Origin of the sequence: Xanthomonas arboricola (genome assembly GCF_002940665.1) — a bacterium.
Taxonomy (GTDB): domain Bacteria; phylum Pseudomonadota; class Gammaproteobacteria; order Xanthomonadales; family Xanthomonadaceae; genus Xanthomonas; species Xanthomonas arboricola_B.
In genome coordinates this window covers 928,406-953,302 of record NZ_MIGY01000003.1, presented here as the reverse complement: position 1 = coordinate 953,302, position 24,897 = coordinate 928,406, and the positions used below count along the sequence as shown (strand labels likewise).

General features: G+C 66.5%; 21 protein-coding genes and 2 pseudogenes. 12 read left to right on the top strand and 11 right to left on the bottom strand.

The genetic code is table 11. The annotated features are described in order from the left end of the window. Nucleotides 1-16: 16 nt before the first annotated feature. The 5 genes from betT to XarjCFBP7645_RS17885 all read right to left on the bottom strand — a co-directional run bounded on the left by betT (nucleotide 17) and on the right by XarjCFBP7645_RS17885 (nucleotide 5,371). Nucleotides 17-1,996 carry a choline BCCT transporter BetT gene (betT, locus tag XarjCFBP7645_RS17905; RefSeq protein ID WP_104538546.1) on the bottom strand — a complete coding sequence of 660 codons (1,980 nt, stop codon included), beginning with the start codon at nucleotides 1,994-1,996 and terminating at the stop codon, nucleotides 17-19. A gap of 136 nt (nucleotides 1,997-2,132) precedes the next feature. Further along, complete coding sequence (locus tag XarjCFBP7645_RS17900; RefSeq protein WP_104538847.1) at nucleotides 2,133-2,870, bottom strand: endonuclease/exonuclease/phosphatase family protein; 738 nt, start codon at nucleotides 2,868-2,870, stop codon at nucleotides 2,133-2,135. Between the two features lie 49 nt (nucleotides 2,871-2,919). Next, complete coding sequence (locus XarjCFBP7645_RS17895; RefSeq protein ID WP_016902612.1) at nucleotides 2,920-3,735, bottom strand: thiol:disulfide interchange protein DsbA/DsbL; 816 nt, start codon at nucleotides 3,733-3,735, stop codon at nucleotides 2,920-2,922. 91 nt (nucleotides 3,736-3,826) lie between these two features. Continuing rightward, entirely contained in the window at nucleotides 3,827-4,477 is a 651-nt protein-coding gene (locus tag XarjCFBP7645_RS17890) for a thiol:disulfide interchange protein DsbA/DsbL (RefSeq protein WP_039528724.1), read from the bottom strand. 96 nt (nucleotides 4,478-4,573) lie between these two features. Next, nucleotides 4,574-5,371 (bottom strand): c-type cytochrome, encoded by a 798-nt coding sequence (locus XarjCFBP7645_RS17885; protein WP_024939455.1) that lies wholly within the window; start codon nucleotides 5,369-5,371, stop codon nucleotides 4,574-4,576. Nucleotides 5,372-5,515: 144 nt separating this feature from the next. On the opposite strand from XarjCFBP7645_RS17885, the gene yihA reads away from it, so the two are divergent. Continuing rightward, nucleotides 5,516-6,139: a ribosome biogenesis GTP-binding protein YihA/YsxC gene (gene yihA, locus XarjCFBP7645_RS17880; protein ID WP_024939454.1), complete on the top strand. Its 624-nt coding sequence runs from the start codon at nucleotides 5,516-5,518 to the stop codon at nucleotides 6,137-6,139. Nucleotides 6,140-6,212: 73 nt separating this feature from the next. On the opposite strand, the gene XarjCFBP7645_RS17875 is transcribed toward yihA, so the two are convergent. After that, on the bottom strand, nucleotides 6,213-7,190 hold the full coding sequence (locus XarjCFBP7645_RS17875) for an MBL fold metallo-hydrolase (RefSeq protein WP_047126682.1): 978 nt from the start codon (nucleotides 7,188-7,190) through the stop codon (nucleotides 6,213-6,215). A gap of 104 nt (nucleotides 7,191-7,294) precedes the next feature. Next, complete coding sequence (locus tag XarjCFBP7645_RS17870; protein WP_024939452.1) at nucleotides 7,295-8,131, bottom strand: helix-turn-helix transcriptional regulator; 837 nt, start codon at nucleotides 8,129-8,131, stop codon at nucleotides 7,295-7,297. 328 nt (nucleotides 8,132-8,459) lie between these two features. On the opposite strand from XarjCFBP7645_RS17870, the gene XarjCFBP7645_RS17860 reads away from it, so the two are divergent. Continuing rightward, complete coding sequence (locus tag XarjCFBP7645_RS17860) at nucleotides 8,460-9,824, top strand: glutamate--cysteine ligase (RefSeq protein ID WP_047126028.1); 1,365 nt, start codon at nucleotides 8,460-8,462, stop codon at nucleotides 9,822-9,824. A 135-nt stretch (nucleotides 9,825-9,959) separates the two neighbouring features. Here the strand turns inward: XarjCFBP7645_RS17860 and XarjCFBP7645_RS17855 are convergent. The 3 genes and pseudogenes from XarjCFBP7645_RS17855 to XarjCFBP7645_RS17850 form a co-directional block, all read right to left on the bottom strand. Next, nucleotides 9,960-11,042: pseudogene (locus XarjCFBP7645_RS17855) on the bottom strand (ATP-binding protein); the annotation flags it as partial. A 74-nt stretch (nucleotides 11,043-11,116) separates the two neighbouring features. After that, nucleotides 11,117-11,483, bottom strand: a pseudogene (locus tag XarjCFBP7645_RS22220) (two-component sensor histidine kinase); the annotation flags it as partial. After that, on the bottom strand, nucleotides 11,480-12,199 hold the full coding sequence (locus XarjCFBP7645_RS17850) for a response regulator (protein WP_087962308.1): 720 nt from the start codon (nucleotides 12,197-12,199) through the stop codon (nucleotides 11,480-11,482). The pseudogene XarjCFBP7645_RS22220 and the gene XarjCFBP7645_RS17850, both read right to left, overlap by 4 nt. Nucleotides 12,200-12,336: 137 nt before the next feature. On the opposite strand from XarjCFBP7645_RS17850, the gene XarjCFBP7645_RS17845 reads away from it, so the two are divergent. The 10 genes from XarjCFBP7645_RS17845 (at nucleotide 12,337) to XarjCFBP7645_RS17795 (ending at nucleotide 23,388) form a co-directional block, all read left to right on the top strand. Then, nucleotides 12,337-13,437: a glycosyltransferase gene (locus tag XarjCFBP7645_RS17845; RefSeq protein ID WP_104538545.1), complete on the top strand. Its 1,101-nt coding sequence runs from the start codon at nucleotides 12,337-12,339 to the stop codon at nucleotides 13,435-13,437. A gap of 1,161 nt (nucleotides 13,438-14,598) precedes the next feature. Beyond that, a complete protein-coding gene (locus XarjCFBP7645_RS17835; RefSeq protein ID WP_258079580.1) occupies nucleotides 14,599-18,177 on the top strand; it encodes a PAS domain-containing sensor histidine kinase in 3,579 nt (1,192 codons plus the stop codon). Between the two features lie 272 nt (nucleotides 18,178-18,449). After that, nucleotides 18,450-18,725 carry a formaldehyde-responsive transcriptional repressor FrmR gene (gene frmR, locus XarjCFBP7645_RS17830; protein WP_016902624.1) on the top strand — a complete coding sequence of 92 codons (276 nt, stop codon included), beginning with the start codon at nucleotides 18,450-18,452 and terminating at the stop codon, nucleotides 18,723-18,725. Between the two features lie 63 nt (nucleotides 18,726-18,788). Further along, nucleotides 18,789-19,898, top strand: coding sequence for an S-(hydroxymethyl)glutathione dehydrogenase/class III alcohol dehydrogenase (locus XarjCFBP7645_RS17825; protein WP_104538542.1), 1,110 nt, complete (start codon nucleotides 18,789-18,791; stop codon nucleotides 19,896-19,898). A gap of 68 nt (nucleotides 19,899-19,966) precedes the next feature. Next, entirely contained in the window at nucleotides 19,967-20,542 is a 576-nt protein-coding gene (gfa, locus tag XarjCFBP7645_RS17820) for an S-(hydroxymethyl)glutathione synthase (protein WP_104538846.1), read from the top strand. Between the two features lie 58 nt (nucleotides 20,543-20,600). Further along, nucleotides 20,601-21,431: an S-formylglutathione hydrolase gene (fghA, locus tag XarjCFBP7645_RS17815; protein ID WP_104538541.1), complete on the top strand. Its 831-nt coding sequence runs from the start codon at nucleotides 20,601-20,603 to the stop codon at nucleotides 21,429-21,431. Nucleotides 21,432-21,647: 216 nt separating this feature from the next. Beyond that, nucleotides 21,648-21,944: an ArsR/SmtB family transcription factor gene (locus XarjCFBP7645_RS17810; protein WP_243849001.1), complete on the top strand. Its 297-nt coding sequence runs from the start codon at nucleotides 21,648-21,650 to the stop codon at nucleotides 21,942-21,944. A gap of 9 nt (nucleotides 21,945-21,953) precedes the next feature. Beyond that, nucleotides 21,954-22,169 (top strand): hypothetical protein, encoded by a 216-nt coding sequence (locus XarjCFBP7645_RS17805; protein WP_146096362.1) that lies wholly within the window; start codon nucleotides 21,954-21,956, stop codon nucleotides 22,167-22,169. Further along, on the top strand, nucleotides 22,166-22,627 hold the full coding sequence (locus XarjCFBP7645_RS17800) for a hypothetical protein (RefSeq protein ID WP_208408957.1): 462 nt from the start codon (nucleotides 22,166-22,168) through the stop codon (nucleotides 22,625-22,627). Before XarjCFBP7645_RS17805 ends, XarjCFBP7645_RS17800 begins: the two co-directional genes overlap by 4 nt. A 44-nt stretch (nucleotides 22,628-22,671) precedes the next feature. Beyond that, the gene (locus tag XarjCFBP7645_RS17795) at nucleotides 22,672-23,388 is read left to right on the top strand and encodes a DUF4386 domain-containing protein (RefSeq protein ID WP_104538538.1); all 717 of its coding nucleotides are present in this window, start codon (nucleotides 22,672-22,674) and stop codon (nucleotides 23,386-23,388) included. Nucleotides 23,389-23,449: 61 nt separating this feature from the next. Here XarjCFBP7645_RS17795 and XarjCFBP7645_RS17790 read toward each other — a convergent pair whose 3' ends face one another. After that, nucleotides 23,450-24,859 carry a PLP-dependent aminotransferase family protein gene (locus XarjCFBP7645_RS17790; RefSeq protein ID WP_104538537.1) on the bottom strand — a complete coding sequence of 470 codons (1,410 nt, stop codon included), beginning with the start codon at nucleotides 24,857-24,859 and terminating at the stop codon, nucleotides 23,450-23,452. Nucleotides 24,860-24,897: the final 38 nt, after the last annotated feature.

Sequence of the window (24,897 nt, the reverse complement as noted above, 5' to 3'; positions counted from 1 at the left end):
CGGCAGCGGCGGCACCTCAGCGCGTGAGATGCAGGAACTGCAGGTGACGCTCGTATTGATCGATGATGTCGTTGATGATCTGCTCGCGGCTGTAACCGACCAGGTCGTAATCCTGGCTGCCTTCGTACAGATACACTTCGGCGCGGTAATAGCGTTGGTTACGCAGGCGTTGCGCGGCGAAGGACGGCGTCAGGTAACCGCGCATCACCACCTGGTAGCGGAAGCCCTGCTGCTCGCCGTGATCGACGCTGATGTCCATGTCGCCGTCGTCGAGCCGGCTGCTGACCTGCCAGCCCTCTTCCTGCAGTTGCGCGGTGACCGCTTCGATCGCCGGGCGCACTTGGTCGTGCATGAAGCGATACACCTCATCGCGCGCCGGGAAATGCATCGCCTGGCCCAGGCGCTGACGCCAGCCGCGGTGATGCCGCGATTGTCCGATCAGCGGGCTGGGGCTGTAGAGCTGCGCACGCTTGCGTTGCGACTCTTCGCTGAGCGCGCGCGACAAGCCCCAGGCCATCAGCAGCAGCACTGCCGAGAACGGCAGCGAGGCCAGCACCACGGCCGATTTCAGCGCATCCATGCTGCCGGCCAGCAACAGGCCGCCGGTCACCACCGCAGTGAGCACACCCCAGAACACGCGCAACCAGCGCGGGCCGTCGTCGTGCGGTTCGCCGCCGTGCGAGGACAGCGTGGACAGCACCACCGTACCGGAATCGGCAGAGGTCACGAAGAACACGAAGCTGATCGCCACCGTCACCGTGATCACCGTGCGGCTCCACGGGTAGTTCTGCAGGAGCGAATACAGCACCGTCTGCGGCGCATCGATGGCCTGCTGCGCCAGCGCGCCCTGGCCGTGATGCAGCAACTGGTCCAGCGCGCTGTTGCCGAAGATCGACAGCCACGCCAGGGTGAAGCCGAGTGGGATCAGCAACACGCCGAGCACGAACTCGCGAATGGTGCGGCCGCGCGAAATGCGGGCGATGAACAGGCCTACGAACGGTGCCCAGCCGATCCACCACGCCCAGTAGAACACCGTCCAATTGCCGAGCCAGTCGCCGCGGCCGCCGTAGGCGTACACATCGAAACTCTTGTTGACCACACTGCCCAGGTAGTCGCCCAGATTCTGGATCAACGCGTTGAGCAGATACTGCGTGGGGCCGGCCAACAGCATGAACAGCAGCAGCGCGATCGCCAGCAGCATGTTGATGTCCGACATCCAGCGCACGCCTTTTTCAACGCCGGACACCGCCACCACGATCGCCGCGCCCATCATCGCCACGATCAGCGCGACCTGCACCCAGTGGGTGTGCGGCACATCCATCAAGGTGCTCAGGCCGGCATTGAGGTGCAGTACGCCAAAGCCCATGTCCGCGCCCAGGCCGAACACGGTGGCCACGATGCCCAGCGCATCCACGGTGTAGCCGATCGGCCCGTTGATGCGCTTGCCGATCAGCGGATACAGCGCCGAGCGCAAGGCCAGCGGCAGGTTGTGGCGGAATGCGAAATACGCCAGCGCCATCGCTGCCAGCGCGAACACGCCCCAGCCATGCAGTCCCCAATGCAGGAACAGCAACTGCATCGCCTGACGCGCAGAGGCCTCGCCGCTGCCGGTTCCGCCCTGCGGCGGTTGCAGATAATGGGTGAGCGGTTCGGAGACGCAGAAGAAGAACAGCGTGATGCTGATACCCGCGGCGAACAACATGCCGGCCCAGGAGAGATAGCTGAATTCCGGCTCGTCGTGATCGGCGCCGAGCTTGATGTTGCCGTAGCTGGACAAGGCCACGCCGAGCACGAACACCAGATACACCGTCATCGCCAGCAGGTAGTACCAGCCGACATTGCGCGATGCCCAGGTCTGCGCGCCCAGCAGCACGCGGCCCGCCTCGAGCGGAAACAACGCCACCAACAACGCAAACGTACAGACCACGGTCGCCGCCAGCACGAACACCGGCCGCAGGGTGCGCACCGGCAACCGCTGCGGCTCTACCGCACTCATGCCGACACACTCATATGACGCGTATCACGTGCGGTGCTCCCAACGAAAAACCGCCTGCGTTATCGCACAGGCGGTGTCGAGGGGGTGTCATCGGTCGAGTCCGCCAGTGCGAACCCATGGCCACGTTGCGTGCTTGCTAGCGCAGCAGGGGCAGCGGTACGCGGATATCCATGCCGACCGCAAGATGGTCGGAGAACGCTGCGGGAATCGCTTCGATATGTTCGATCTTCAAGCTGTCGCTGACCAGGATATGGTCGATCGCCCGATCCGGACGCCAGCTGGGAAACGTATGCACTTCGCAGCTCGGCGGTTGCAATCGCGTGTGCCGGTACAGCGCCTGCATTTCCGGCCGGTCGGCCATGCAGTTGAAATCGCCCATCAACATCGCGTTGGGATGCTCGGACAACAACTCGGCGATGAAGGCCAGTTGCGCCATGCGCGAGTTGGCGCCCAACGACAGATGCGCCACTGCGACCGCCAGGCCTTTGCGACCCTGCCCGAACTTGGCCAGCAGGATGCCGCGCCCGCCGATCCGGCCGGGCAGGGCGTGGTCCTGCACTTCCAGCGGTTCCAGCTTGCTGAGCAAGCCGTTGGCGCTGGAGGCGACACCGCCCATGCGGCGGTTGGGTTGGTGGCTCCAGTAATGGAAGCCGGCGCGCTCGGCCAAGTAGTGGGTCTGGTTGGTGAAACCCGAGCGCAGGCTGCCCGGATCGGCTTCCTGCAGGCCGACGATATCGCGCTCGCCGGCCAGTTTGGCGATGCTGTCCAGGCTGGTGCGCTTGCTGCCCAGCGGCAACGCATGCGACCAGCTGCGCGTGACGTAATCGCTGTAACGGCGGGTGCTGGAGCCGGCCTGGATGTTGGCGGTCAGCACCCGCAGGGTGCGCGAATCCGAAGCGTTCACAGGGCTGCGATCGACAGGATCACTTGGCCAGCGTGGCGCGTTCGCGCGCAATCAGGTGATCGGCGATGCGCAGCATGTCCGGGAAGCTCTGGCCCTTGACCAGGTACTTGCCGTTGACGATCAGCGACGGGGTGCCGGTGAGCTTGCTGCGGGTGGCGAACTGCTTGGCGCGGTTGGTCTTGGCCGACACGCCGAAGCTGCTCATGGTGTCGATGAAGGTCTTCTGGTCCACGCCGTACTTGGCGTAGAACGCGGCGATGTCCTGCACCGAATCCTTGCCGCGCTCACCCTTGAGGGTCTGCTCGGTGTGGATGGCCTTGTACAGCGCTTCGTGGGTCTTTTCCTGCACACCCAGGGTTTCGGCGGCGTAGAACGCACGGCCGTAGTCGTCCCACGGGCCGCCGAACATCGCCGGCACGTAGACAAAGTGCACGTCCGACGGCAAGCCGGCCTTCCACGGCCCGATCAGCGGCTGGAACGCGTTGCAGGCGGGGCAGACATAGCCGAAGACCTCGGCCACTTCGATCTTGCCGGCGGCCTGCTGGTACGGCTGGCCGCCTTCGATATCCAGATAGTCGGTGCCGGCGACCGGTTCGGGGCCGTTCGGCGCGCGCGGTGCGGCGCTGGGGGCGGCGGCCGGCGGGGTGCTGGCGCTCTCGCCAACTGCAGGCGGTGCGGCGGGGTCGGCGGCCGGCGTGGCAGCGGCCGGAGCAGGCGCCGTTTCGGCAGCCGGCGTGGTGGCGGCAGGTGCGGTATCGGACGAGCCGTCCTGGGCCTTGCAGGCGACCAGGATCGGCAGCAGCGCCATCAGCGTCAGGGCGAAGCGGGTCTTCATCGGATTGGATCTCCAGCGTGGGGCGAGGAAAGGGCCGGACGGCCGCGGGGCGCATGATGCCACGGGCGGCCGTCGGTGGCGGTTACGCGGTTCAGCGCTTGGCAGGCGCAGCGTGTTCGCGGGCGATCAGGTAGTCGGCCACGCGCAGCATGTCCGGGTAGTTGCGCGCGCCGATCAGATAGCGTCCGTTGACGATGATCGCCGGGGTGCCGGGCAGCTTGCTGCGCTTGGCGAACTCGCGCGCGGCATCGAGCCTGGCATCGACCGCCTGGCTCTTGTAGGTCTCGATGAAGCGCTGCTGCGGCACGCCGTAGCCGGCATAGAAGGCGGCCAGTTCCTCCGGGGCGACGTTCTGGGTCGGCACGGTCTGCTTTTCGTGGATCGCCTCGAACATGGCGCGATGGCTGCGCTTGGCCACGCCCAGGATGTCGGCGGCGAAGTAGGCACGCGCGAAGGCATCCCAGAACCCGCCGAAGGCCGCCGGCACCGGGGTGAAGCGCACATACGACGGCTGCTTGGCCACCCAGGCCTCCAGGGTTGGCTCGAAGTGCGCGCAGTGCGGACAGGTGTAGCCGAACACCTCGACCACTTCCACCTTGCCGGCCAGCGGCGCGTACGGCTGGCCGCCGTCGATGACGATGTAGTCGTCGCCTTCGACCGGCGGGGCGTTCTTGTCGGCGGCACAGGCCGCCAGCGGCATCAACAGCAACAACAGCAGGGACAGGCGGGAAAGCAGATTCATGCAGGCTCCGTGGGGTGGGAAGGGGGAGGGCGGGAAACGACGACGCCGGTCGCGGGACCGGCGTCGTGACACGCTGTGGCGGTTGCGGCGGTCAGCTCATGAGCGTGCGGGCGTTGCTGCGGGCAGTTGCGCGGCGGCGGCATCGTCGGCGCGGTCGTGCAGACCCTGCAGATAGCTGGCCAGCGCCTGGATCTCCTGCTCGGTCAGCGGGTGCGCCACCTGCGCCATGATATTGAACAGCGCCGGGTTGCGCTCCTGGGTGGTGCCGGCCTGGTATTCCTTCAGGCGCCGCGCCACGTACTCGGCATGCTGGCCGCCCAGGCGCGGATACGCCGGGCCCGGATTGCCGCTGCCGGACGGCCCATGGCAGGCCATGCAGGCCGGCACGCCGCGCGCGACATCGCCGCTGCGGTAGAGCTTCTCGCCGACTTGGTAGAACTTCAGGCCCTGGTACGGCCCCTCGTTGACCACCGCATCGTCGGCCACCCCGGCAGCGGCTTTCTGCGTGGCGAAGTAGGCGCCCAGGTCGCGCATGTCCTGCGCGGTGAGGTCCTTGACGAACGGCACCATCACCGCCGACATGCCGGTATTGCGCTCGCCGCTGGCGATCAAGGCGACCTGGTGCGCCACGTAGCGCTCGGTCTGGCCGGCGATGCGCGGGTACATGGCCACCGCCGGATTGCCGTCCGGGCCATGGCAGGCCGCGCAGGCGGCGGCCTTGGTCTGGCCGGCCTTGGCATCGCCCCAGGTGGTCTTGGACAGGTCCACCTCCAGCGGGGCAATGCGCACCGGCGGCGGATCGGGGATCGGCGTGACCGCCGACTGCGCAAACGCCACGGCGGCGATGACCGGCACGGCGAGGGCGGCGAGGACTAGCACACGAGCATGGCGCATCAGCTAAAGCTCCGTATGGACCCGGCCCGCGCGCGTTGGGTGCTGGCTGTGGCAGGCGTGCTTCGATTATCGACACGCCTTTGCGCCAGGGTCAACGAACAGTGCAGCAAAACCGTCAGGCCCCGAACGTGCGATCCTAGGGAGATGTCGCTCCTTATCGAACAAGCCCGCTACCACCTGTCCGCCCACAACGCCCGGCAATTGCCCGACGATGGCGGCTACGAGGTCGCCTTCGCCGGCCGCTCCAACGCCGGAAAATCCAGCGCGCTCAACGCGCTGACCCGCCAGAACGCACTGGCGCGCGTGTCCAAGACCCCCGGCCGCACCCAGCAGCTGGTGTTCTTCCAGATCCAGCCCGAGCGCTATCTGGTGGATCTGCCCGGTTACGGCTACGCCAAGGTGCCGCAGGACCTGCAGGCGCACTGGCAGGCCTTCATCGACCGCTATTTCCGCACCCGCGAAGCCCTGCGCGGGCTGGTGGTGGTGATGGACATCCGCCATCCGCTCAAGGATTACGACCTGCAGATGCTCGGCTATGCGGCCGAGCGCGGCCTGCCCGCGCACGGTTTGCTGACCAAGGCCGACAAGCTCGGCCGTGGCCAGCAGATGCAGACGTTGCAGAAGGTCAAGAAGGAAGTGACCTCGCGCTTCGGCGACAGCGTGACCGTGCAGACCTACTCCGGCGAGTCGCGCCAGGGCGTGGACGAGTTGCGCGGCATCGTCGGCGGCTGGCTGGGCCTGGACGTCGCGGCGCCTGCCGCGGAGTGAGCCGGGCCGGGCCTGGCGCATGACGCCTGGCCTTCAGAGCATCAGGACGGCGAGCCAGGGCTCGCCGTTTTTTTCATTGCGGCACCGCGCCGAACTCGGTCGGCACCCAGGCGAACGCCTTGCCCTCGCGGCGTACATGACCCAGGCCCGGGAACGGCAGATGCGCACCGGCCACCCACCAGCGGCCGTCGGCGGCCTGCGCCAGCAGACGACGCCGTGAGGCGATCGCCTTGCTGCGGTCGCTGTCGGCCTCGAACGAGGCGTCCGGCCGGGCAAACTGCACCGCGTGGTAATGCAGCACATCGCCCCACACCAGCACGGTGTTGCCGGCGCCACCGTCGAAGCGATAGGAGACGTGGCCGGGCGTGTGGCCCTGGCTGTCCAGCGCGGTGATGCCGGCCGGCAATGCGCTGATGCCGGGCTGGAAGCGGCGCAGCCGACCCTGGGCCTGATACGGCGCCACCGCTGCGCGTGCCAGTGGGAAGGCGAACTGCAGCGTCGGCGCGGCACCGGCCTCCGAGGCCGGATCCAGCCAGTACGCGGCATCGGCCTCGGACAGCCACACCGTGGCGTCGGGAAAGGCCGGCCTGCCCTGTGCATCGAGCAGCCCGCACAGGTGGTCCGGATGCGCGTGGGTGAGCAGCACATCGTCGACCTGGGCGGGGTCGTAACCGGCGGCGCGCAGGTTACTCAGCACCTGACCCAGGCCGGGCCCCAGGCACTGCGCGGTGCCGGTATCGACCAGGCTGAGGTGGCTGCCGTCCTGGATCAGATAGGCGTTGACTGCCGTCTGCAGCCCCTTGCCGTCTTCGGGCACGTAGCCCTGCGCGAGCAGGCGGTCGCGCTCTGCCGGGGCCACGTTGGACAGCTGTTGCCGCGTCAACGCCACGCTGCCGTCGAACAAGGCGGTGACGCGCAGCGTGCCGATGCGCTGCAGGTAGAAGCCGGGGACCTGTGCGTGGGTGGATGCGGGCGCAGCGGCGTGCGCCAGCGTGGCGCTTGCGGCGAGCAACAGCGGCGCCAGCGAACGCAGGGCGGAAAAAACAGGCATGAGCAACTCCAGGACAGGCGGCAAGCGCCGCGGTGTCGCCATGCTGGCCGCTGCGACCTGCGCGATTCGCTCATTGCGCTGCGCGAAGCGCTCGCGTCGGCGATCTAGCGGCTATTGCCGATGCTGGCCGGATCCAGCCCGTAGCGCTGCTGGAAGCGCTGACTGAAGCTGCGGGTAGAGCGATAGCCGGCCCGCGCGGCCACGGTCTTGAGCGGCCAGCGTGTGCTGTAGAGCAAGGCCATGGCGTGCGCCAGCCGCGCGTCGGTGATCAGTTCGCGCAGCGAGCGGTGTTCGGCAGCCAGATGCCGGCGCAAGGTGGCGCCGCTGATGCCAAGACTGTCTTCGATATCGCGCGAGCGCCACGCCCGCTGCGGTTGCGCGGTGATCAGCGTACGCACCTGCTCGGCAACGCTTGGCGCCGGCGGCAGCAACAGGCCGCCGTGGCCGCGGCGGCAGAGGGTGACGACCAGTGCGGCCAGCGCCAGGCGTGCTTCGGTATACAGGCCGTGCTGCAGCGCATCGCGCCATTGCCGCAGTGTCAGCGCGAAATCGATCGCCGGCAGTTGCGCGATGTCGGCGCCGGCCTCGGGCAGCGGCTCGTTCCACAATGCGCGTGCAGCGGCCAGCGCCTCTTCGCAGAGGGGGACCACCACGCTCAGGTAGAGCCCGGTCTGCGGGTCGGGCGTGTTGATCACATCGATGCGGCAACGGCGCGTCACCAGGAACAGATCGCCCGGCACGAACTGCAGCGATTGGGTCGCGCTGCGCACCTGCTTGCGGCCCTGCAGCACCATCGCGAACTGCGCCTGGGTCAGATCCACCGAGCGCGCCCCGTGTTCGCGCCGCGCACTCACGCAGGCAAACCCTTCGGCGCGCTCGCAATGCAGCAGGCTGGCCATCTGCGCGAGCAGGGCGTCGGTGGGTGTGGGCGCAACGGTCATGGCCGGGCGATGCTACAGGATCGCGGCTGCGCGGCTGCGCGGCTGCGGACGATCAAACGCCGTGGATCCGCGCGTGCGGGAAGTTGCGGGGGGCCAGTTTCAGCCTGGACGGTTGCGGCCTGCGGTGCCCTCCGTCACGCCCGGCCCCGGGTGCCGCGGTCACGCCAGCGCTTGCTGCCTGCCTCGGCCACGCCGTGCGCATGGATGGAAATGTCAGACCCGGCCGATGGCAGCAATTCTTTCCATGCCCTGCGGTTATAGTGCGGGCCTTGCGGTGGCAGGGGAGGACCCCCACATCGTTCCCCTAAATTTTTTTGCGAGCCTGCCCTTGTCGAGTCCCAGCCACGTTGCCGAAACGCCGATCACCGAACGCGCGGAGCTGGTCCAGGTGCTGGCCTCCGGCGAGAAGCCCAGCGCTGACTGGCGGATCGGCACCGAGCACGAAAAGTTCGGCTTCCAGCTCGACGACCTGCGCGCGCCCACGTTCGAAGGCGAGCGCGGCATCCAGGCGCTGCTGACCGGGTTGACGCGCTTCGGCTGGGAGCCGGTGCAGGAAAACGGCCACACCATCGCGCTGCTGCGCGACGGCGCCTCGGTGACGCTGGAGCCGGCCGGCCAGCTGGAACTGTCGGGTGCGGCGGTGGAAACCCTGCATCACACCTGCGTGGAAACCGGCACCCATCTGGACGAAGTGGCGCAGGTGGCCGGTGAGTTGCAGCTGGGGTTCCTGGGCATGGGCTTCCAGTCCAAGTGGCGCCGCGATGAAATGCCGTGGATGCCCAAGGGCCGCTACCAGATCATGAAGAACTACATGCCCAAGGTCGGCTCGCTCGGCCTGGACATGATGACCCGCACCTGCACGGTGCAGGTCAACCTGGATTACGCCACCGAAGCGGACATGGTGAAGAAGTTCCGCGTGTCGCTGGCGTTGCAGCCGATCGCCACCGCGTTGTTCGCCGATTCGCCGTTCACCGAAGGCAAGCCGAACGGCTACCTCAGCTACCGCTCGCACATCTGGACCGATACCGACGCCGACCGCACCGGCATGCTGGACTTCGTGTTCGAGGACGGCTTCGGCTACGAACGCTATGTCGATTACCTGCTCGATGTGCCGATGTATTTCTCCTACCGCGACGGCGTCTACGTCGATGCCAGCGGGCAGAGCTTCCGCGATTTCATGCAGGGCAGGTTGCCGGCATTGCCGGGCGCGTTGCCGACGCTGCGCGACTGGTCGGATCACATGACCACCGCATTCCCGGAAGTGCGCCTGAAGAAGTATCTGGAAATGCGCGGCGCCGACGCCGGCCCGTGGGACCGCCTGTGCGCGCTGTCGGCGTTCTGGGTGGGGTTGCTGTACGACGACACCGCGCTGGATGCGGCCTGGGATCTGGTCAAGGATTTCAGCACCACCGAGCGCCACGCGCTGCGCGACGGCGTGCCCAAGCATGCGCTCGGCCTGCCGTTCCGCAATGGCACGGTGCGCGATTTGGCGGTGGAAGCGGTCAAGATCGCCCGCGAGGGCCTGCGTCGGCGTGCGCGCCTGAATGCCGATGGTCAGGACGAAACCGGCTTTGTGGATGTGATCGCCGAGATCGCCGAGAGCGGCGTGACTGCTGCCGAGCGCAAGCTGGCGCTGTATCACGGTGCATGGAAGGGCGACATCGATCGCGTGTTCCGCGAGTTTGCGTACTGAGCGCTTGCTGATCGCAGCAGTGGTCGCGCGCGGCTGATCGATCGCGCGGATCGTCGTGTGCAGGCGTGAATTCTCGGATACGCGCCGGCCGGCACCCCCGAGCTTGCGGGCGAGAGAACGTACTCCAACCCGGCCCTAGCGCCGCTCCGGCATGCACGGCAGGCGCACCGTCACCCGCAGGCCGCCACCTGTTGCACGGTTGTCCAGGCGCAGGTCGCCGCCATGCGCCAGCACGATGCTGTGCGCCACCGACAAGCCCAGCCCGATGCCGCCGGTGTCGCGATTGCGCGAGGACTCGCCGCGCACGAACGGCAACAGCAGCTGTTCGCGCTGGGTCGGGTCGATGCCGGGGCCGTCGTCGTCGATCCACAGCACGCCCTCTTCGCCGTCGCGCTGCAGTTGCAGGCGCGCGCGCTTGCCGTATTTCAGCGCGTTCTCCAGCAGGTTCATCACTGCGCGCCGCAAGGCCAGCGGGTCGCCATCCAGGGTGATCGCCGGGCCGGGCAGCAGTTCGGCATCGGCGCCGATGTCGGTGGCGTTGTCGACCACGCTTTCCACCAGCAGGCGCAGATCTAGCGGCGCGCGTTTGCCGCGGTGGCGATCGTTCTGGATAAAATCCAGCGCGGCGGAAATCATCGCCTTCATCTCGTCGATGTCGGCCAGCGCCTTGTCGCGCAACGGCGGCTGCAGGCCGTCCAGGCGGAACGACAGGCGCGCCAGCGGCGTGCGCAGGTCGTGCGCGATCGCCGCCACCATGTGGGTGCGTTCGTTGATCAGGCGGTTCAGGCGGGCCTGCATCGCATTGAACGAATCGGCCGCGCGCACGATCTCCGGCGGGCCGCTGCGTTGCAATGCGGCAGCATCCGGGTTGCGGCCCAGCCGGTCGGCGGCTTCGGCAAAGCGCTTGATCGGCGCCGACAACGCACGCGAGAACCACCACGCCAGCGGCACGTTGGCCAGCAGGCCGGCCAGGAACAGCAGCACCACATGGGTCTTGAACTCGGCCGACAGCCGCCGCGGTGGCGATTCGACCGTGCGCCAGCGGCCATCGGGCTGTTGCAGCGCGGCGGTGAAGCCGTCCAGCAAGGGCACGCCCGGGGTCAGGCGCTCGCTTTCCCAGGCGCCGGGGCTGTCGTCCGGACGCAGTCCATTGCCGAACGGCGGGGCACCGGGGGGGCGCTCGTGCGGCCAGTCGCCTGGCGCCGGCGGCGAGCGCTGCAAGGCCTCGTGGCGATTGTCGGCGTAACTGGCATCGCCATCATCGGCCCCGAATGCCTGCGATTGGCCGGGCATGCGCGGCGGTGGGGACATGCCGATGCGCGGGCCCTGACGATCGTCGGCGCTGCGGTAGAAGCGCACGCGCTGCTCGGGGACATCCAGCCAATGGGCCAGCAGCATTTCGGCAAACCCGTCGCGCACCTGGCCTGCCGGCGGCAGCGGGGCCTGGGCCGATTCGTGCACCGTCAGGGTCTGGGTGCCGGCCGGCATGCGCGTGGACAGCAGCGCCACCACCTCCGGCGGATGCACCGGCGGCTCGTAGACCGGAGTGCGCATCACCAGCAGGGCGATGCCGACCGCCTGGGCAGTGAGCAGTGCCACCGCCAGCAGCACGAAGGTACGGGCAAAGATGGACAGCCCGCGACGTGCCGGTTTGCTCACAGACGCGAAACGCCCGGCAGCAGCATGTAGCCCTCGTTGCGCACGGTGCGGATCAACTCGGTATGCACGCGCTCGTTGATCTTGCGGCGCAGGCGGCTGATCTGGCTGTCGATGGCGCGGTCATAGACGTCGGTATCGCGGCCACGGGCGTAGTCCAGCAACTGGTCGCGGCTGAGCACCCGCTGCGGATGCTCGACGAAGGTACGCAGCAGCGCGAACTCACCGTCGGACAGGTTGATGAAGATGCCGGTGGGGTCACGCAGGTCGCGCCGCACCACGTCCAGCCGCCAACCGGCGAACTCGTAGACATTGCCACGGTGGTCGGCCTGCTCGCTGCTGGCCTGGCTGCGGCGCAGCAAGGCGCGTACCCGCGCCAGCAATTCGCGCGGATTGCAGGGTTTGGCCAGGTAATCGTCGGCGCCCACTTCCAGGCCGATGATGCGGTCGGTGTCGTTGCCCAGCGCGCTGAGCATGATGACCGCAGGTGAACCGCGCTCGCTGGCCAGCGCCCGCGCCGCGCTCAGGCCGTCTTCTCCAGGCATCATCACGTCGAGTACGATGAGGTCCGGGCGGCGCTGGGCGATGCTCTTGCGCATCTCCGCCACGTTTTCGGCAACGTCCACCTGGTAGCCGTGGGCGCTGAGGAACTCGCCGATCAGCTTGCGCAGGTCCGGGTCGTCGTCGACCACAAGAACGCAGGGTTGTTGCATGTCCATGGAGATCATCGTCGGTGGCGCGGCGCTTGGCCCGCGCAGGGTGGTGGCGACCGGGTACATGGTGCTCGCAGTTGCAGGGCTGGAGCACGCATCATAATGATTGAATTTGTCAACCTTTGGCACACGTGTGACGCAACATGACAGAACGGGACATCGCGCAGGAAACCGGGCCATCGACACTGTGCCGTAGCAATGGCGAGTGTACGCATGACAAGGCGTTTCCGATGATGCGGGTGATCAGCCGCGACAACGGCGTGGGCCTGACCCGGGACATGGTGCTGATGGCGCAGACGCTGCGTGCCGGCGGCGTACCGGTGCAGGAAGTGGGCTTCACCAGTCAGCGGCTGCACGACACCGCACGCGAAGCCCGTCTGTGGGCCAGTCGCGCGCTGTTCGGGCGGGTGCCGGTGCAGATCTTTTCCGAGCGCGTGTATGCGCGCTGCCTGCCGCTGGGCCAGACCAACCTGCTGGTGCCCAATCCGGAATGGTTGCTGCCCAAGTGGCTGCCGCGGCTGCCGCAGTTCGACGCGGTGCTGTGCAAGACCCATCACGCGGAGCGGATTTTCCGCAGTCTGGGCTGCACCACGCGGTTCATCGGCTTCACCAGCCCGGATCGCTACGACGCACAGGTCGTGCGTCAGCGTGCGTTCTTCCATCTGGCCGGGCGCAGTACCGCCAAGGGCACCCGCGTGCTGCTGGAGACCTGGCAGCGGCATCCGGAATGGCCGCTGCTGACGGTGGTGCAGAATCCGCGCACGGCCGGCAAGCCGGTGGTGGCGCCGAACATCGACCACCGCGTCCGTTATCTCGACGACGCCGAACTGCGCCGCCTGCAAAATGCGCACCTGTTCCATCTATGCCCATCCGAGGCCGAAGGCTTCGGGCATTACCTGATGGAAGCGCTGAGCGTGGGCGCGGTGACCCTGGCCACCGACGGTGAGCCGATGAACGAATTGGTCACGCCCGAGCACGGCGTGCTGATTCCGGTGGCCGAGGTGCGCCAGCGGCGTCTGGCGTCGTATTACTACGTGGATGCGGCCGGCATTGCGCAGGCGGTGGAAACCGCGCTGGCCTTGCCGCAGGCGCAGCTGGATCAGCTGTCGGCCAACGCGCGGGCGTTCTACCAGGCCAACGATGCCGCATTCGCCGCGCGCTTTCGCAATGCGGTGCTGGCGTCGTTGCCGGCAGATGCGGCGGACGTCGCCACAGACGTGGCCCAGGCGGTCGTCGAAAATTGATGTGTTAGCCCCTGGCTTGGCCGGGTACCGCTCTGACAAAGCCCCGGCGTGTTGGATACAGCACGGTGCTGGCGTGGTCCCAGGTCTTGCACGCTGCATGACGGCGCACGCCAGCGATCGGCGCGCAGCGGCAAATGCACGACATATCACGATGCAACGCTCTCCCTGACCAAGCGGGTATCGCCCGCCATTGCCATGTGCGTGCGGTACGCGCATGCGCCATCCAGCCAGGGAGATCGACGATGGTCCAGACACGCACCACAGCCGTTGCCATCAGTGCATTGCTCGCAGTGCTCGGCCTGGGTGGCTGCGCCAGTTTCTGCGGCGCGCCTTCCGGCGGGCCACCGCCGCCGCCCGCGCCACCACAGGCACAGCGTGGTCCGCCACCACCACCGCCACCGAGTGCGAGCGATCTGGCCGCGATGCAGGCCTGTGCTCAAGAGCAGGGAGTGGCATTGCCCCCGCCAGCTGCGGCCACGCCGCATCCCGATGCGCCCACGCAGGGCATGGACCACAGTGCGTTTGAGCGCTGTCTGGCCAGCAAAGGCGTGAGCTGGCCAACGCCGATGCCCGGCGGACCCTGGCGCGACGGCCCGGCACCCGATCGCCCGCACGGGTCTGGCGAACCACATGGTCCGCCGCTCCACGATCCCGACTTCGACGCCGCGTTGCAGGCCTGTGCCACCGCGCAAGGCATCGCGTTGCCTGCGCCTGACGCGCCGCCCCTCGGCCCGCCACCGCCAGCACTGTCGCAATGCCTGGAGGCCGAGGGTTTTGCGCCACCGCCGCGGCATGGCTGATCGTGCTGATCACGCCGCCCGTCGGTTCCAGCTGCTGGCGGCGAGCTGCAGCTGGAGTGAGTTGCGCAGGAGCGGCGGTCGCCCTGCACGATGCATTGCTGGATCCGGACGAAGCGGACGCTGGCCGCGCTTGGCGGCCTCTACCTGGGTTCTCTGACAATCGCCAGGCAGTCGCGAGGCCGACTGAAGCGATTTCCCTCCGTGATGCTTCAGCCGGGTCCTATCCGTACGCCAGGCACTCCACGACACTCGGCAGTGTCGAGCACGCTACTGACAAGCTCTTCGCCATCGATTGCCCACTGTGTGGGCTCACCCGGTACGAATGATCGACGACGATGCGCGCAGGCAAGAGCCGGCCACGATGAGTGCCGTGCCCGACGACACCATGCAGGACAACGCGGCGCTGCGGGACGAGCTTTCCGGCATGCGTCGCCTGCATGCACTACAGGTGAGCCTGGCGGCACAGGCCGATGCGCGCATCGCGCTGCAGGAGATCACCGCGCTTGCCTGTGCCTTCGCGCGTACCGACTGCGGCTGCGTGCAACTGGTCAGTGCACACAACAGCGAGATGGAGCTGCGTGTCTATCGCGGACATGACGAACGCAGCGCATTCGTCCAGCAGTTCCTGAAGGACGGCTTCCAGGCGACCTGCGACACCGTGCGGCGCGAACGCCGGCAGTTGGTGATCGAGGACATCGAAACCTTCACCCCGTTGAAGGGAACGCCCGATTACGAGGCCGCGCTGTGCAGCGGCATCCGTGCTGCCCAGTTCACTCCATTGTTCAATCGTGCCGGTGGCCTGCTGGGATTGCTCGGGACCCAATTCACGGTGCCGTATCGGCCTGCGGAGCACGAACTCAGATTGCTCGAACTGCTCGCATGGACGGCTGCCGACTACATCGAGCGCCATCGCGGCGAGCTGGCCTTGCGCATGAGCGAGTCGCGGCTGGCCGCGCTGTCGGCGGCAAGTTCCGAGGTGCATTACCGCATGAGCGCCGACTGGGACGAGATGCACCAGCTGACCGCCGGCGCACGCACTGCCGATGCGATGGCGACCAGCCGTTCCTGGATCATGGATTACATCCCTGCAGAGGATCAGTCGCTGGTGCGGAGCAGGATCGATGCAGGGATCCGCGCGCGCAGCGCGATCGTGTTCGAGCACCGGGTGCGACGCGCCGATGGCAGCATTGCGTGGATGGCGACCAAGGCGGTACCGGCACTGGATGCGGACGGGCGCATCACCGAGTGGTTCGGTGCCGGCGCCGACGTTACCGCGCGCAAGCGGGCCGAGGAACATCTACGCGAAAGCGAGGCGCGGCTGACCTATGTGCTCGATCAGGTTCCGATCGGAATCGGCCTGTTCGATACGCAAGGCCGCTTCACCTACCGTAATCCACAACTGCGTGAGCAGCTGGCAGAGCGGGTGCCCTCGCGCGAGTCATTGCAGGAGCAACCGTGGGCCGGGGTCGACCAGCAGGGGCGGGCGGTTGCGATCGAGGAGTTTCCCTGCGCCCGTGCGCTGCGTGGCGAAGATGCGACCATGCCGGTGGATTTCCTCGATCCCCGTGACACTGCGCAGCGCTGGTTGCGCATCACCGCGGTGGCGCTGCGCGAAGAGGATGGTGTGACCGGTGGCGTTGCGGTGGTGCAGGACGTCACGGTGCAGCGCCAGGTGCAGACGGAAGTGGGCGTGCTTGCCGAGCGCAATCGCGACATCCTCGAAAGTATTTCCGACGCCTTCTATGGCGTCGACGCGCAGGGGCGCTTCACCTACATCAACCAGAAAGCCGAGCTGCTGTGGGGGCGTTCGCGCGACCAACTGCTGGGAAACCTGCTGTGGGAGCAGTTTCCCGACTCGATCGGGTCGCTTCCGTATCAGGCGCATGTGCGCGCGGCACAGACACGCCAGGTGGTGAGACTGGAAGCCTTGTCGCCGGCATTGGGGTACTGGGTGGATATCAGCATCTATCCCACCAACGATGGCGGCATGTCGGTGTATTTCCGCGACATCTCCGACAAGAAACGCGCCGACGCGCGGCTGCGTGCCAGCGAAGAACGCTTCCGCACCGCATTGACGATCGAAACCGTCGGTGCGACCTACTTCGACATGGGCGGCCGCCTCACCGATGCCAACGACACCTTCCTGAAAATGAGCGGCTACAGCCGTGCCGACGTGGAAGCGGGCACGCTCTCCTGGCAGGCGCTAACCCCACCCGAAGCCAGGGACCTGTGCGAGCGGGCGTTCGAGGAACTCAGGACCAAGGGCAGCGCCACACCGTATGAGCGCCAATACCTGTGCAAGGACGGAACCCGGCGCTGGGCCCTGTTTGCGTCCAAGCGCTTGCCCGACGGCACCGGCTTCGAGTTCGTGCTCGACATCACCGACCGCAAGCTCACAGAAGCGGCGCTGCGCGAGGTGCAGGACCGCAATGCCTTCCTGCTGAAACTCTCCGACGCGCTGCGGCCGCTGTCCGATCCGGCTGCGATCCAGGGCGAGGCCGCGCGCGTGCTGGGCGAGCATCTGGCCGCCGGCCGCGCCTACTACGTCGAGGTGGATGCCAGGGCGCAGCAGTACGTGGTCGAGCGCGACTGGCATCAGCCCGATGAAACCAGTCATGCACGTCGTTTCGCGTTGACCGACTGGCCGATGCCCTGGCTGCTCGACGCGCAGACCTGGGTGGTGCGCGATGCCGCCACCGATCCTGCATTGCCCGACGATCAGCGCGCGGCCTATCTGGGCAACCAGATCGCTGCGCTGATCGTAGTGCCGCTGATCAGGGGCGGCCAGCTGGTGGCGACCTTCGTGGTCAATCAACGCAGCGCACGCAACTGGAATGCCGCCGAGATCCGTCTGGCAGAGGAAACCGCCGAGCGCACCTGGGCGGCGCTGGAGCGTGCGCGTGCACAGGGCGCGCTGCTCGAAAGCGAGGAGCGCTACCGGGTGATCCTGGAGAGCGCGCTCGACTACGCAATCTTTACCACCGATACGCGCGGACACATCCAGACCTGGCCGCCGGGTGCGGAGGCGGTGTTCGGCTGGACCGCGGAAGAGGCGATCGGCCAACACATCGCGATGACCTTCGTTGCCGAAGATCGCCTGACCGGCGTGCCGCAGCGCGAGATCGAGCAGGCGCATTACACAGGCGGCGCGCCGAATGTGCGCTGGCATCGGTGCAAGGATGGCCGGCACGTCTTCATCGAAGGCGCAACGCGGCCGCTGCGCAATGGCAGCGCCGAGCCGCTGGGCTATCTCAAGATCGGCCAGGACGTGACCCGACGACGGCAGTGGGAAGATCGCCAGCAGGTGTTGCTGGCCGAGTTGCAGCACCGCACGCGTAATCTGATGGGTGTGGTGCGTGTGGTCTTCAATCGCACGCAGCGCAGCAGCAAGACCATCGCCGAGCTGGCGCTGATCTACAACGATCGCCTGGATGCCCTGGCGCGCGTGCAGGGCCTGCTGTCGCGCCTGAACGAGGGCGATCGCATTCTGTTCGATGAACTGATCCAGGTCGAGCTGTCGGCCATGGGCGCGATCGATGCGCAAGGCCAAGGCGACCGCGTGACACTGGACGGCCCCGCCGGCGTGCGTCTGCGCTCCAGCACCGTGCAGACCTTTGCGTTGGCCCTGCATGAGCTGGCGACCAACGCCAACAAGTACGGCGCGCTTGCGCAGGCCGGCGGCCAGTTGCGGGTGCGCTGGCGCCTGCTGGGTACCGCCAAGGGCACCCGCCTGCATATCGAGTGGAGCGAGACCGGTGTGCATATGCCGGCGCCTGGCGAAGCGGCGCAAGGCTCCGGCTATGGGCGCGAGCTGATCGAACGCGCGTTGCCGTACCAGCTGCAGGCCGAGACGACCTACGCGCTGGGGCCGGACGGCGTGCGCTGCACCATCGAGCTGCCGGTATCGCAGAGCATGCGTCTGGACAGCGACGACAGCTGACGGGCGCGTGTTGCGCCTGCACATGCCCGCCAATGGCGTGCTGCAGTGCGGCGGCGGCCGGCGGGCCGAATCCGCCGCCGTGCAGCAGCATGGGGCGAGGAGCTGCAGACGCCTGGATGGACCTTCAACGCCATGGCTGGCGTGGTGGTGTCGCAGCTGGACTCCGATCCAGGCCACAACCGTCAGCAGCCTCTTTGCGCCGACATGCTCACGGGCATGGATTTTTTCGGGCGAATCCATATACTGCCCCCCAGTATCTGGCCGGAGCCGTCATGCCGCATTCGCCGCAGGAAAAAAAGCGGGCGCTAGCGCGCGTGCGACGCCTGCGCGGGCAATGCGACGCGCTCGAGCGCGCGCTGGAGGCGGGCGCAGACTGTGCGCCTGTGCTGCAGCAGATCGCCGCGATCCGGGGTGCCGTCAATGGGCTGATGTCGCAGGTGCTCGAAGCGCATATCCGCGAAGACTTCGGTCATGCCGCCGCCTCCGATGCGCAGCGCGCCGAGCGGGTGCAGGAGCTGCTCGGGCTGGTCCGGTCCTATCTCAAATGAACTCCCACCGGGTCGGCGCATGCCGTGCCCGTCCTTGAACCTCATCGTCAGGAGCGCCATCACATGAAATCCCGTGCAGCAGTTGCATTCGGTCCCGGCAAACCGCTGGAAATCGTCGAGATCGACGTCGCACCGCCGAAGGCGGGCGAGGTGCTGGTCCGCATCACCCACACCGGTGTGTGCCATACCGACGCGTTCACCTTGTCTGGCGACGATCCGGAAGGCATCTTCCCGTCCGTGCTGGGCCATGAGGGCGGCGGCATTGTCGAGCAGGTCGGCGAGGGCGTGACCAGCGTCAAGGTCGGCGACCACGTGATCCCGCTGTACACCGCCGAATGCCGCAAGTGCAAATTCTGCCTGTCCGGCAAGACCAATCTCTGCCAGGCCGTGCGCGCCACCCAGGGCAAGGGTTTGATGCCCGACGGCACCACGCGCTTTTCTTATAACGGCGAGCCGATCTATCACTACATGGGCTGCAGCACCTTCAGCGAATACACCGTGGTGCCGGAGATCTCGCTGGCCGTGGTGAACCCGCAAGCGCCGCTGGAAAAGGTCTGCCTGCTTGGTTGCGGCGTCACCACCGGCATCGGCGCGGTGCACAACACCGCTAAGGTCAAGCCGGGCGAAAGCGTGGCGGTGTTCGGCCTGGGCGGCATCGGTCTGGCGGTGATCCAGGGCGCGGTGCAGGCCAAGGCCGGGCGCATCCTGGCCATCGACACCAACCCGGGCAAGTTCGATCTGGCGCGCAGCATGGGCGCCACCGACTGCATCAACCCCAAGGACTACGACAAGCCCATCCAGGAAGTCATCGTCGAGCTGACCGATGGCGGCGTGGACTTCAGCTTCGAATGCATCGGCAACGTCAACGTGATGCGTTCGGCGCTGGAGTGTTGCCACAAGGGCTGGGGCGAGAGCGTCATCATCGGCGTGGCCGGCGCCGGCCAGGAAATCAGCACCCGTCCGTTCCAGCTGGTCACCGGCCGCGTGTGGCGCGGCTCGGCCTTCGGCGGAGTCAAGGGACGGACCCAGTTGCCGGGCATGGTGGAGCAATCGATGAAGGGCGAGATCGATCTCGATCCGTTCATCACCCACACCATGCCGCTGGAAGAGATCAACGAGGCCTTCCACCTGATGCATGAAGGCAAGTCGATCCGCACCGTGATTCATTTCTGACCGTACGGCCAGGATCGGCGCGCGGCCGCTTCCGCGCACGTGGTACCCGATACTCCGGGAGGGGCATGATGACCAGCGTCTCGATTCATCCTTCGGTAGACAGCGGTATAGCGCGTGGCGGTGCAGAAGGTTTTCAAGGCGGAACCCTTGAATGCCACTGCGCCAGCGAAAAGGTCACCGTGGAGGTGGGTGCGCAGACCGCGCACAACCACGCCTGCGGCTGCAGTAAATGCTGGAAGCCGGAAGGCGCAACGTTTTCGGTGATTGCAGTGGTGCCACGCGACAAGGTCACGGTGACCGCGCATGCGGAGAAGCTCAGGATCGTCGACGAAAGCGCGGCGATCCAGCGGCACGCGTGCACCGGCTGCGGCGTGCATATGTTCGGTCGCATCGAAAACAAGGATCACGCGTTTTACGGTCTGGACTTCATCCATACCGAGTTGTCGCAGCAGCCAGGCTGGTCGCCGCCGGGCTTTGCGGCGTTCGTGTCCTCCATCATCGAAACCGGCACGTCGCCGGACGACATGGATGGCATACGCGCGCGCCTCAATGAGCTCGGCCTGACCCCGTACGACTGCCTGTCGCCGGGATTGATGGATGCACTGGCTGCCAATGTGGCACGCAAGAAGGGCTTGCTGCACTGATCGCCCCATCCTGCGGCCGGCATGCCTGCCGGCCGCAGGTTTCTACCGAAGGAATCTCATGGAACGTATCGAACACCACGCCTGCTTCGGCGGCTGGCAAGACGTCTACCGGCATCAGTCGCAGAGCTTGAACTGCAGCATGCAGGTCGGCGTCTATCTGCCACCGCAGGCCGCCGATGGTCCGTTGCCGGTGCTGTATTGGCTGAGCGGGCTGACCTGCACCGAACAGAATTTCATCGGCAAGGCCGGCGCGCAGCGCTACGCGGCCGAGCATGGCGTGATCCTCGTCGCGCCCGACACCAGCCCGCGTGGCGACGATGTGGCCGACGCGGACGGCTATGACATCGGTAAAGGCGCCGGCTTCTATGTCGATGCCACCGAGCAGCCATGGGCGGCGCACTACCGCATGTACGACTATGTGGTGAACGAATTGCCGGCATTGATCGAAGCGCACGTCGCCACCACCGGCGCGCGTGCGATCAGCGGCCATTCGATGGGCGGCCATGGCGCCTTGACCATCGCCTTGAAGAATCCGGGCCGCTATCGCAGCGTGTCGGCATTCTCGCCCATCGTCGCGCCAAGCCAGGTGCCGTGGGGCGAGAAGGCGTTCGGCCAGTATCTGGGGCCCGATCGCGCAGCGTGGCAAGCGTACGACGCCACTGCGTTGATCGCCCAGGCACAGGAGCGCCTGCCGCTGTTGGTCGATCAGGGCGATGGCGACGAATTTCTCGAAAGCCAGCTGAAAACCGCGCTCTTCGAAGAGGCTGCCAAGGCTGCCGGTTATCCGGTCACGGTGCGGATGCAGCCCGGTTACGACCATAGCTATTACTTCATTGCCAGTTTTATCGGCGAACATATCGCGCACCATGCTGCGGCGTTGCGTGGTTGATGGTCCGGCCGGGTGCGTGTGCGGCGCGGGCGCTACAAGACGCGCGCCGATGGTGCGCAGACTGTGCCTGCTTGCCGCAATGGCCTGATAACGCCGGTTGCCGACCCACACTCCAGCAATGCGCTTGTGCAACGTTTGTCCGCAGCGCTTGACACGCCGCCACCTGTCAGATATTTCTTACGCATGAAAAGGGGGGGGCAAACGACAGGGGATCGATTGCTGGAGATTCTTTCGGCGCTGGATAATCCGCATCGACTCAGGATCGTCGCGGCGCTGGAAACCGGTGGCCGCAACTACATCAGCAGTCTGGCGCGCGAGATCGGGATCAGTCGTCCGTTGTTGCATCTGCATTTGAACAAGCTCGAAGCTGCGGGTCTGGTGACCAGTCAACTTGAGTTGTCACAGGACGGAAAAGCGCTCAACTACTTCGAGGTCAGCGCCTTTCGCTTGGAACTTTCACCTTCGGTCATTGCGGAAGCGGCGATGTCGCTGACCGACAAGACAGAAAAATAGGAGACGGCCTTGTCGGAGCATTTGTATCTTTTGACGATCTGCCTGCCGCTGAGCACGATCCTGCTGGTTTTCGGGATGCGCTACTTCGCCGCGATCCGACAGGCCAAGGCGCAACTCGATCACAATCAGGCCTACCGCGAGCTGGCCGAGAAAACGCAGACTGCGTTGAACGACATGCGCATCCGCCTGGAGGGTATCGAAAGAATTCTCAAGGACGTCGAATGACGGCGACCGCGACCGTCGCCAGCGGCGCCTCCGTCTCCACCACGCCCGGGTGCGTGCCGGACACCGTGCCGCTTTGGCGGTTGTACGGCCTGCGCGCCGGCTATCTGTTGCTCGTGGTTGGTCTGGGCGTACAGGTCTGGCCAGACATTGTGCTGCGACACGGCAGCTGGGAACTGATGGAGGGTGTGGTGCAGTGCATGCTGGGAGCGATGGGGTTGCTGGCATTGCTCGGGCTTCGCTATCCGCTGAAGCTGCTGCCGCTGCTGCTGTTCGAGATTGCATGGAAGCTGATCTGGCTGGGTATGGTCGCCACGCCTCGGTTGCTGCTTGATCGGATGGATGCCGGCACGTGGTCCACGTTGTCGGCCTGCCTGTTGGTCGTGGTCTTTCCGATCGTGATCCCGTGGCGCTACGTCGCGTCGATGTTCATCCGTATGCCCGGTGACCGCTGGCGGTGACTGCCGTCCTGCCTCGCCCACAACGCAAAAAGACGGGACATTCCATGGCGTACGACATTCAGGCTCGCCCGCAGTTCTATGCGCGAGTTGCAGGCGCGCTCTATCTCGCCGTCATCGTTCTCGGCGGTCTGGCTGAAGGCTACGTGGCGAACTCCTTGATCGTGCCGGGCGATGCCCGGGCCACGATCCACGCCATCGTGCAGCATGCGCAGCTGTGGACGCTGGGGCTGGCCGCAAATCTGGTGGTGCCGCTGCTTGCGGTGGTGCAGCTGTGGATCGAATACATGCTGCTGCGGCCTGCTGGAAGAGGCCTGGCGCTGTTGTTTGTGTTATTGAACCTTGCGTCGCTTTCGGTAGAGGCGGTCAGCAAACTGTTCCAGCTGATGGTACTGCCCCTGGCGTCCGGCGGCTCTTCGGCGGCCGACCCTGATCAGGCCCTTTCGCTGGTCGCGCTGGCATTGCTGGGCCATGACCTCGGTTTCAACATCGCTTTGCTCTTCTTCGGCGCCGCCTGCCTGGTCAGCGGCACGCTGATCTGGCGATCGCGCTATTTCCCCAGGTTCGTGGGTGGATTGATGTTGCTGGCCGGGATCAGTTATCTGGTGGCTTCGCTCGCCGAACTGCTGGCGCCTGCGTTCGCACGGCTGATCAATCCCGGGGTTCTGCTGCCGGTTCTGGTGGGCGAAACGACGTTCTGTCTGTGGCTGCTGATCCGCGGTGTCGATCGGCGGCAGTGGGATGCCAGGGCCGCTGCGATGTAGGCGCCGTTCCCCTTGTCCAGCAGGCGCAATTGGCAACACGAAGTTGATGCCTGCAACGAAACTAACGCACCACCTGCGCCGCAAGCTTGCCCAATCGGCGCATCGCGCGCTCCAGCGTGTCGCTCCATGGCTGGCCGCAGGTCAGCCGCAGGTGATCTGCGTAGTCGCCACGGCTGGAGTACAGATGACCGGGCGAGGTGCCGATGCGTTCTGCCAGCGCGGCCTCGAACACGGCCTGGCCGCTACCGCCGTCGGGCAACTGCAGCCATAGCGATAACCCACCTGCCGGGTCGCCCACGCGCGTGCCTTCCGGCCAATGCCGCACGATGGCATCGCGCAGCCGCTGCCCGTTGTCGGCCAGGGTGCGGCGCAGCTTGCGCAGATGCCGTTCCAGATCGTGTTGCGCCAGGTAGTCGGCCAGTGCCAGTTGCGGCAGGCTGGCGCTGCCGACGGTGGAAAAGTACTTGGCGCGCACCAGGGCGTCGGTCCAGTCGCCACCCAGCAACCACCCCACCCGCAGGCCGGGCGAGAGCACCTTGGAGAACGAGCCGCAGGTGATCACGTTGGCATGGGTATCGAAGTGGCGCAGCGGACGTGGACGTTGCCCCGACCAATCCAGTTCGCCATAGATATCGTCCTCGATCACCACGGTGCCATGGCGTGCGCAGCTGTCGAGCAATGCGCGCTTGGCGCTGTCGGGCGTGAGGCTGCCGCTTGGATTGTTGAAGTTGGGAATCAGCACTGCCGCACGCACCGGCGTGCGCTGCAGCAGCGTATCCAGACGCGCGACATCGATACCCTGGCCGGGAAGGTTGGGTACTTCCAGCACTTTCAGGCGCAGTGCCGCCACCGCCTGCAGGATGCCGTGATACGTGGGCGTTTCCACCAGCACCACATCGCCTGGCGCGGTGAGCGTGCGCAGCGCCAGGCTGATCGCTTCCATCGCGCCGGCGGTGATCACCACTTCTTCCGCGTCGACGGTGGTTGCGCAGTGTGCATAACGTTGTGCGATCTGCCGGCGCAGTGCGGCGTGGCCTTGCGGCGGTGCGTAATCCAACGCCGCCGAGCGCTGGCGACGCAGCTGCCGCGACAGGGCCGCGGCCAGTTGTGCGGTGGGCAATAGCGCAGGCGCGGGGGTGGCAGTGTGCAGTGGCACCAGGTCGGTACGCGCCAAGGTGTCGAGCACGCGCTGCAAGGCCGGGTTGTCGACCATGCCCGGCTTGCGCCGACGTGTGACGGGTGCTGCGGCCGGCAATGCAGGCGTCGTACTGCGCACGAAGTAGCCCGAGCGCGGGCGCGCTTGTACGCGCCCCTCGCGTTCCAGTTGCACGCAGGCCTGCACGGCGGTGGCAGTGCTGATGCCATGGTTGGCGGCCAGTTGCCGGATCGAGGGCAGGCGCTCGCCGGCACGCAAGGTGCCGCCTTCGATCTGCTGCCGCAGCTGCGTGGCCAGCGATTCGTACAGGAGCATTGGCGGGTGCCTTCCATCTGTATTGGTCTATTTGCAGC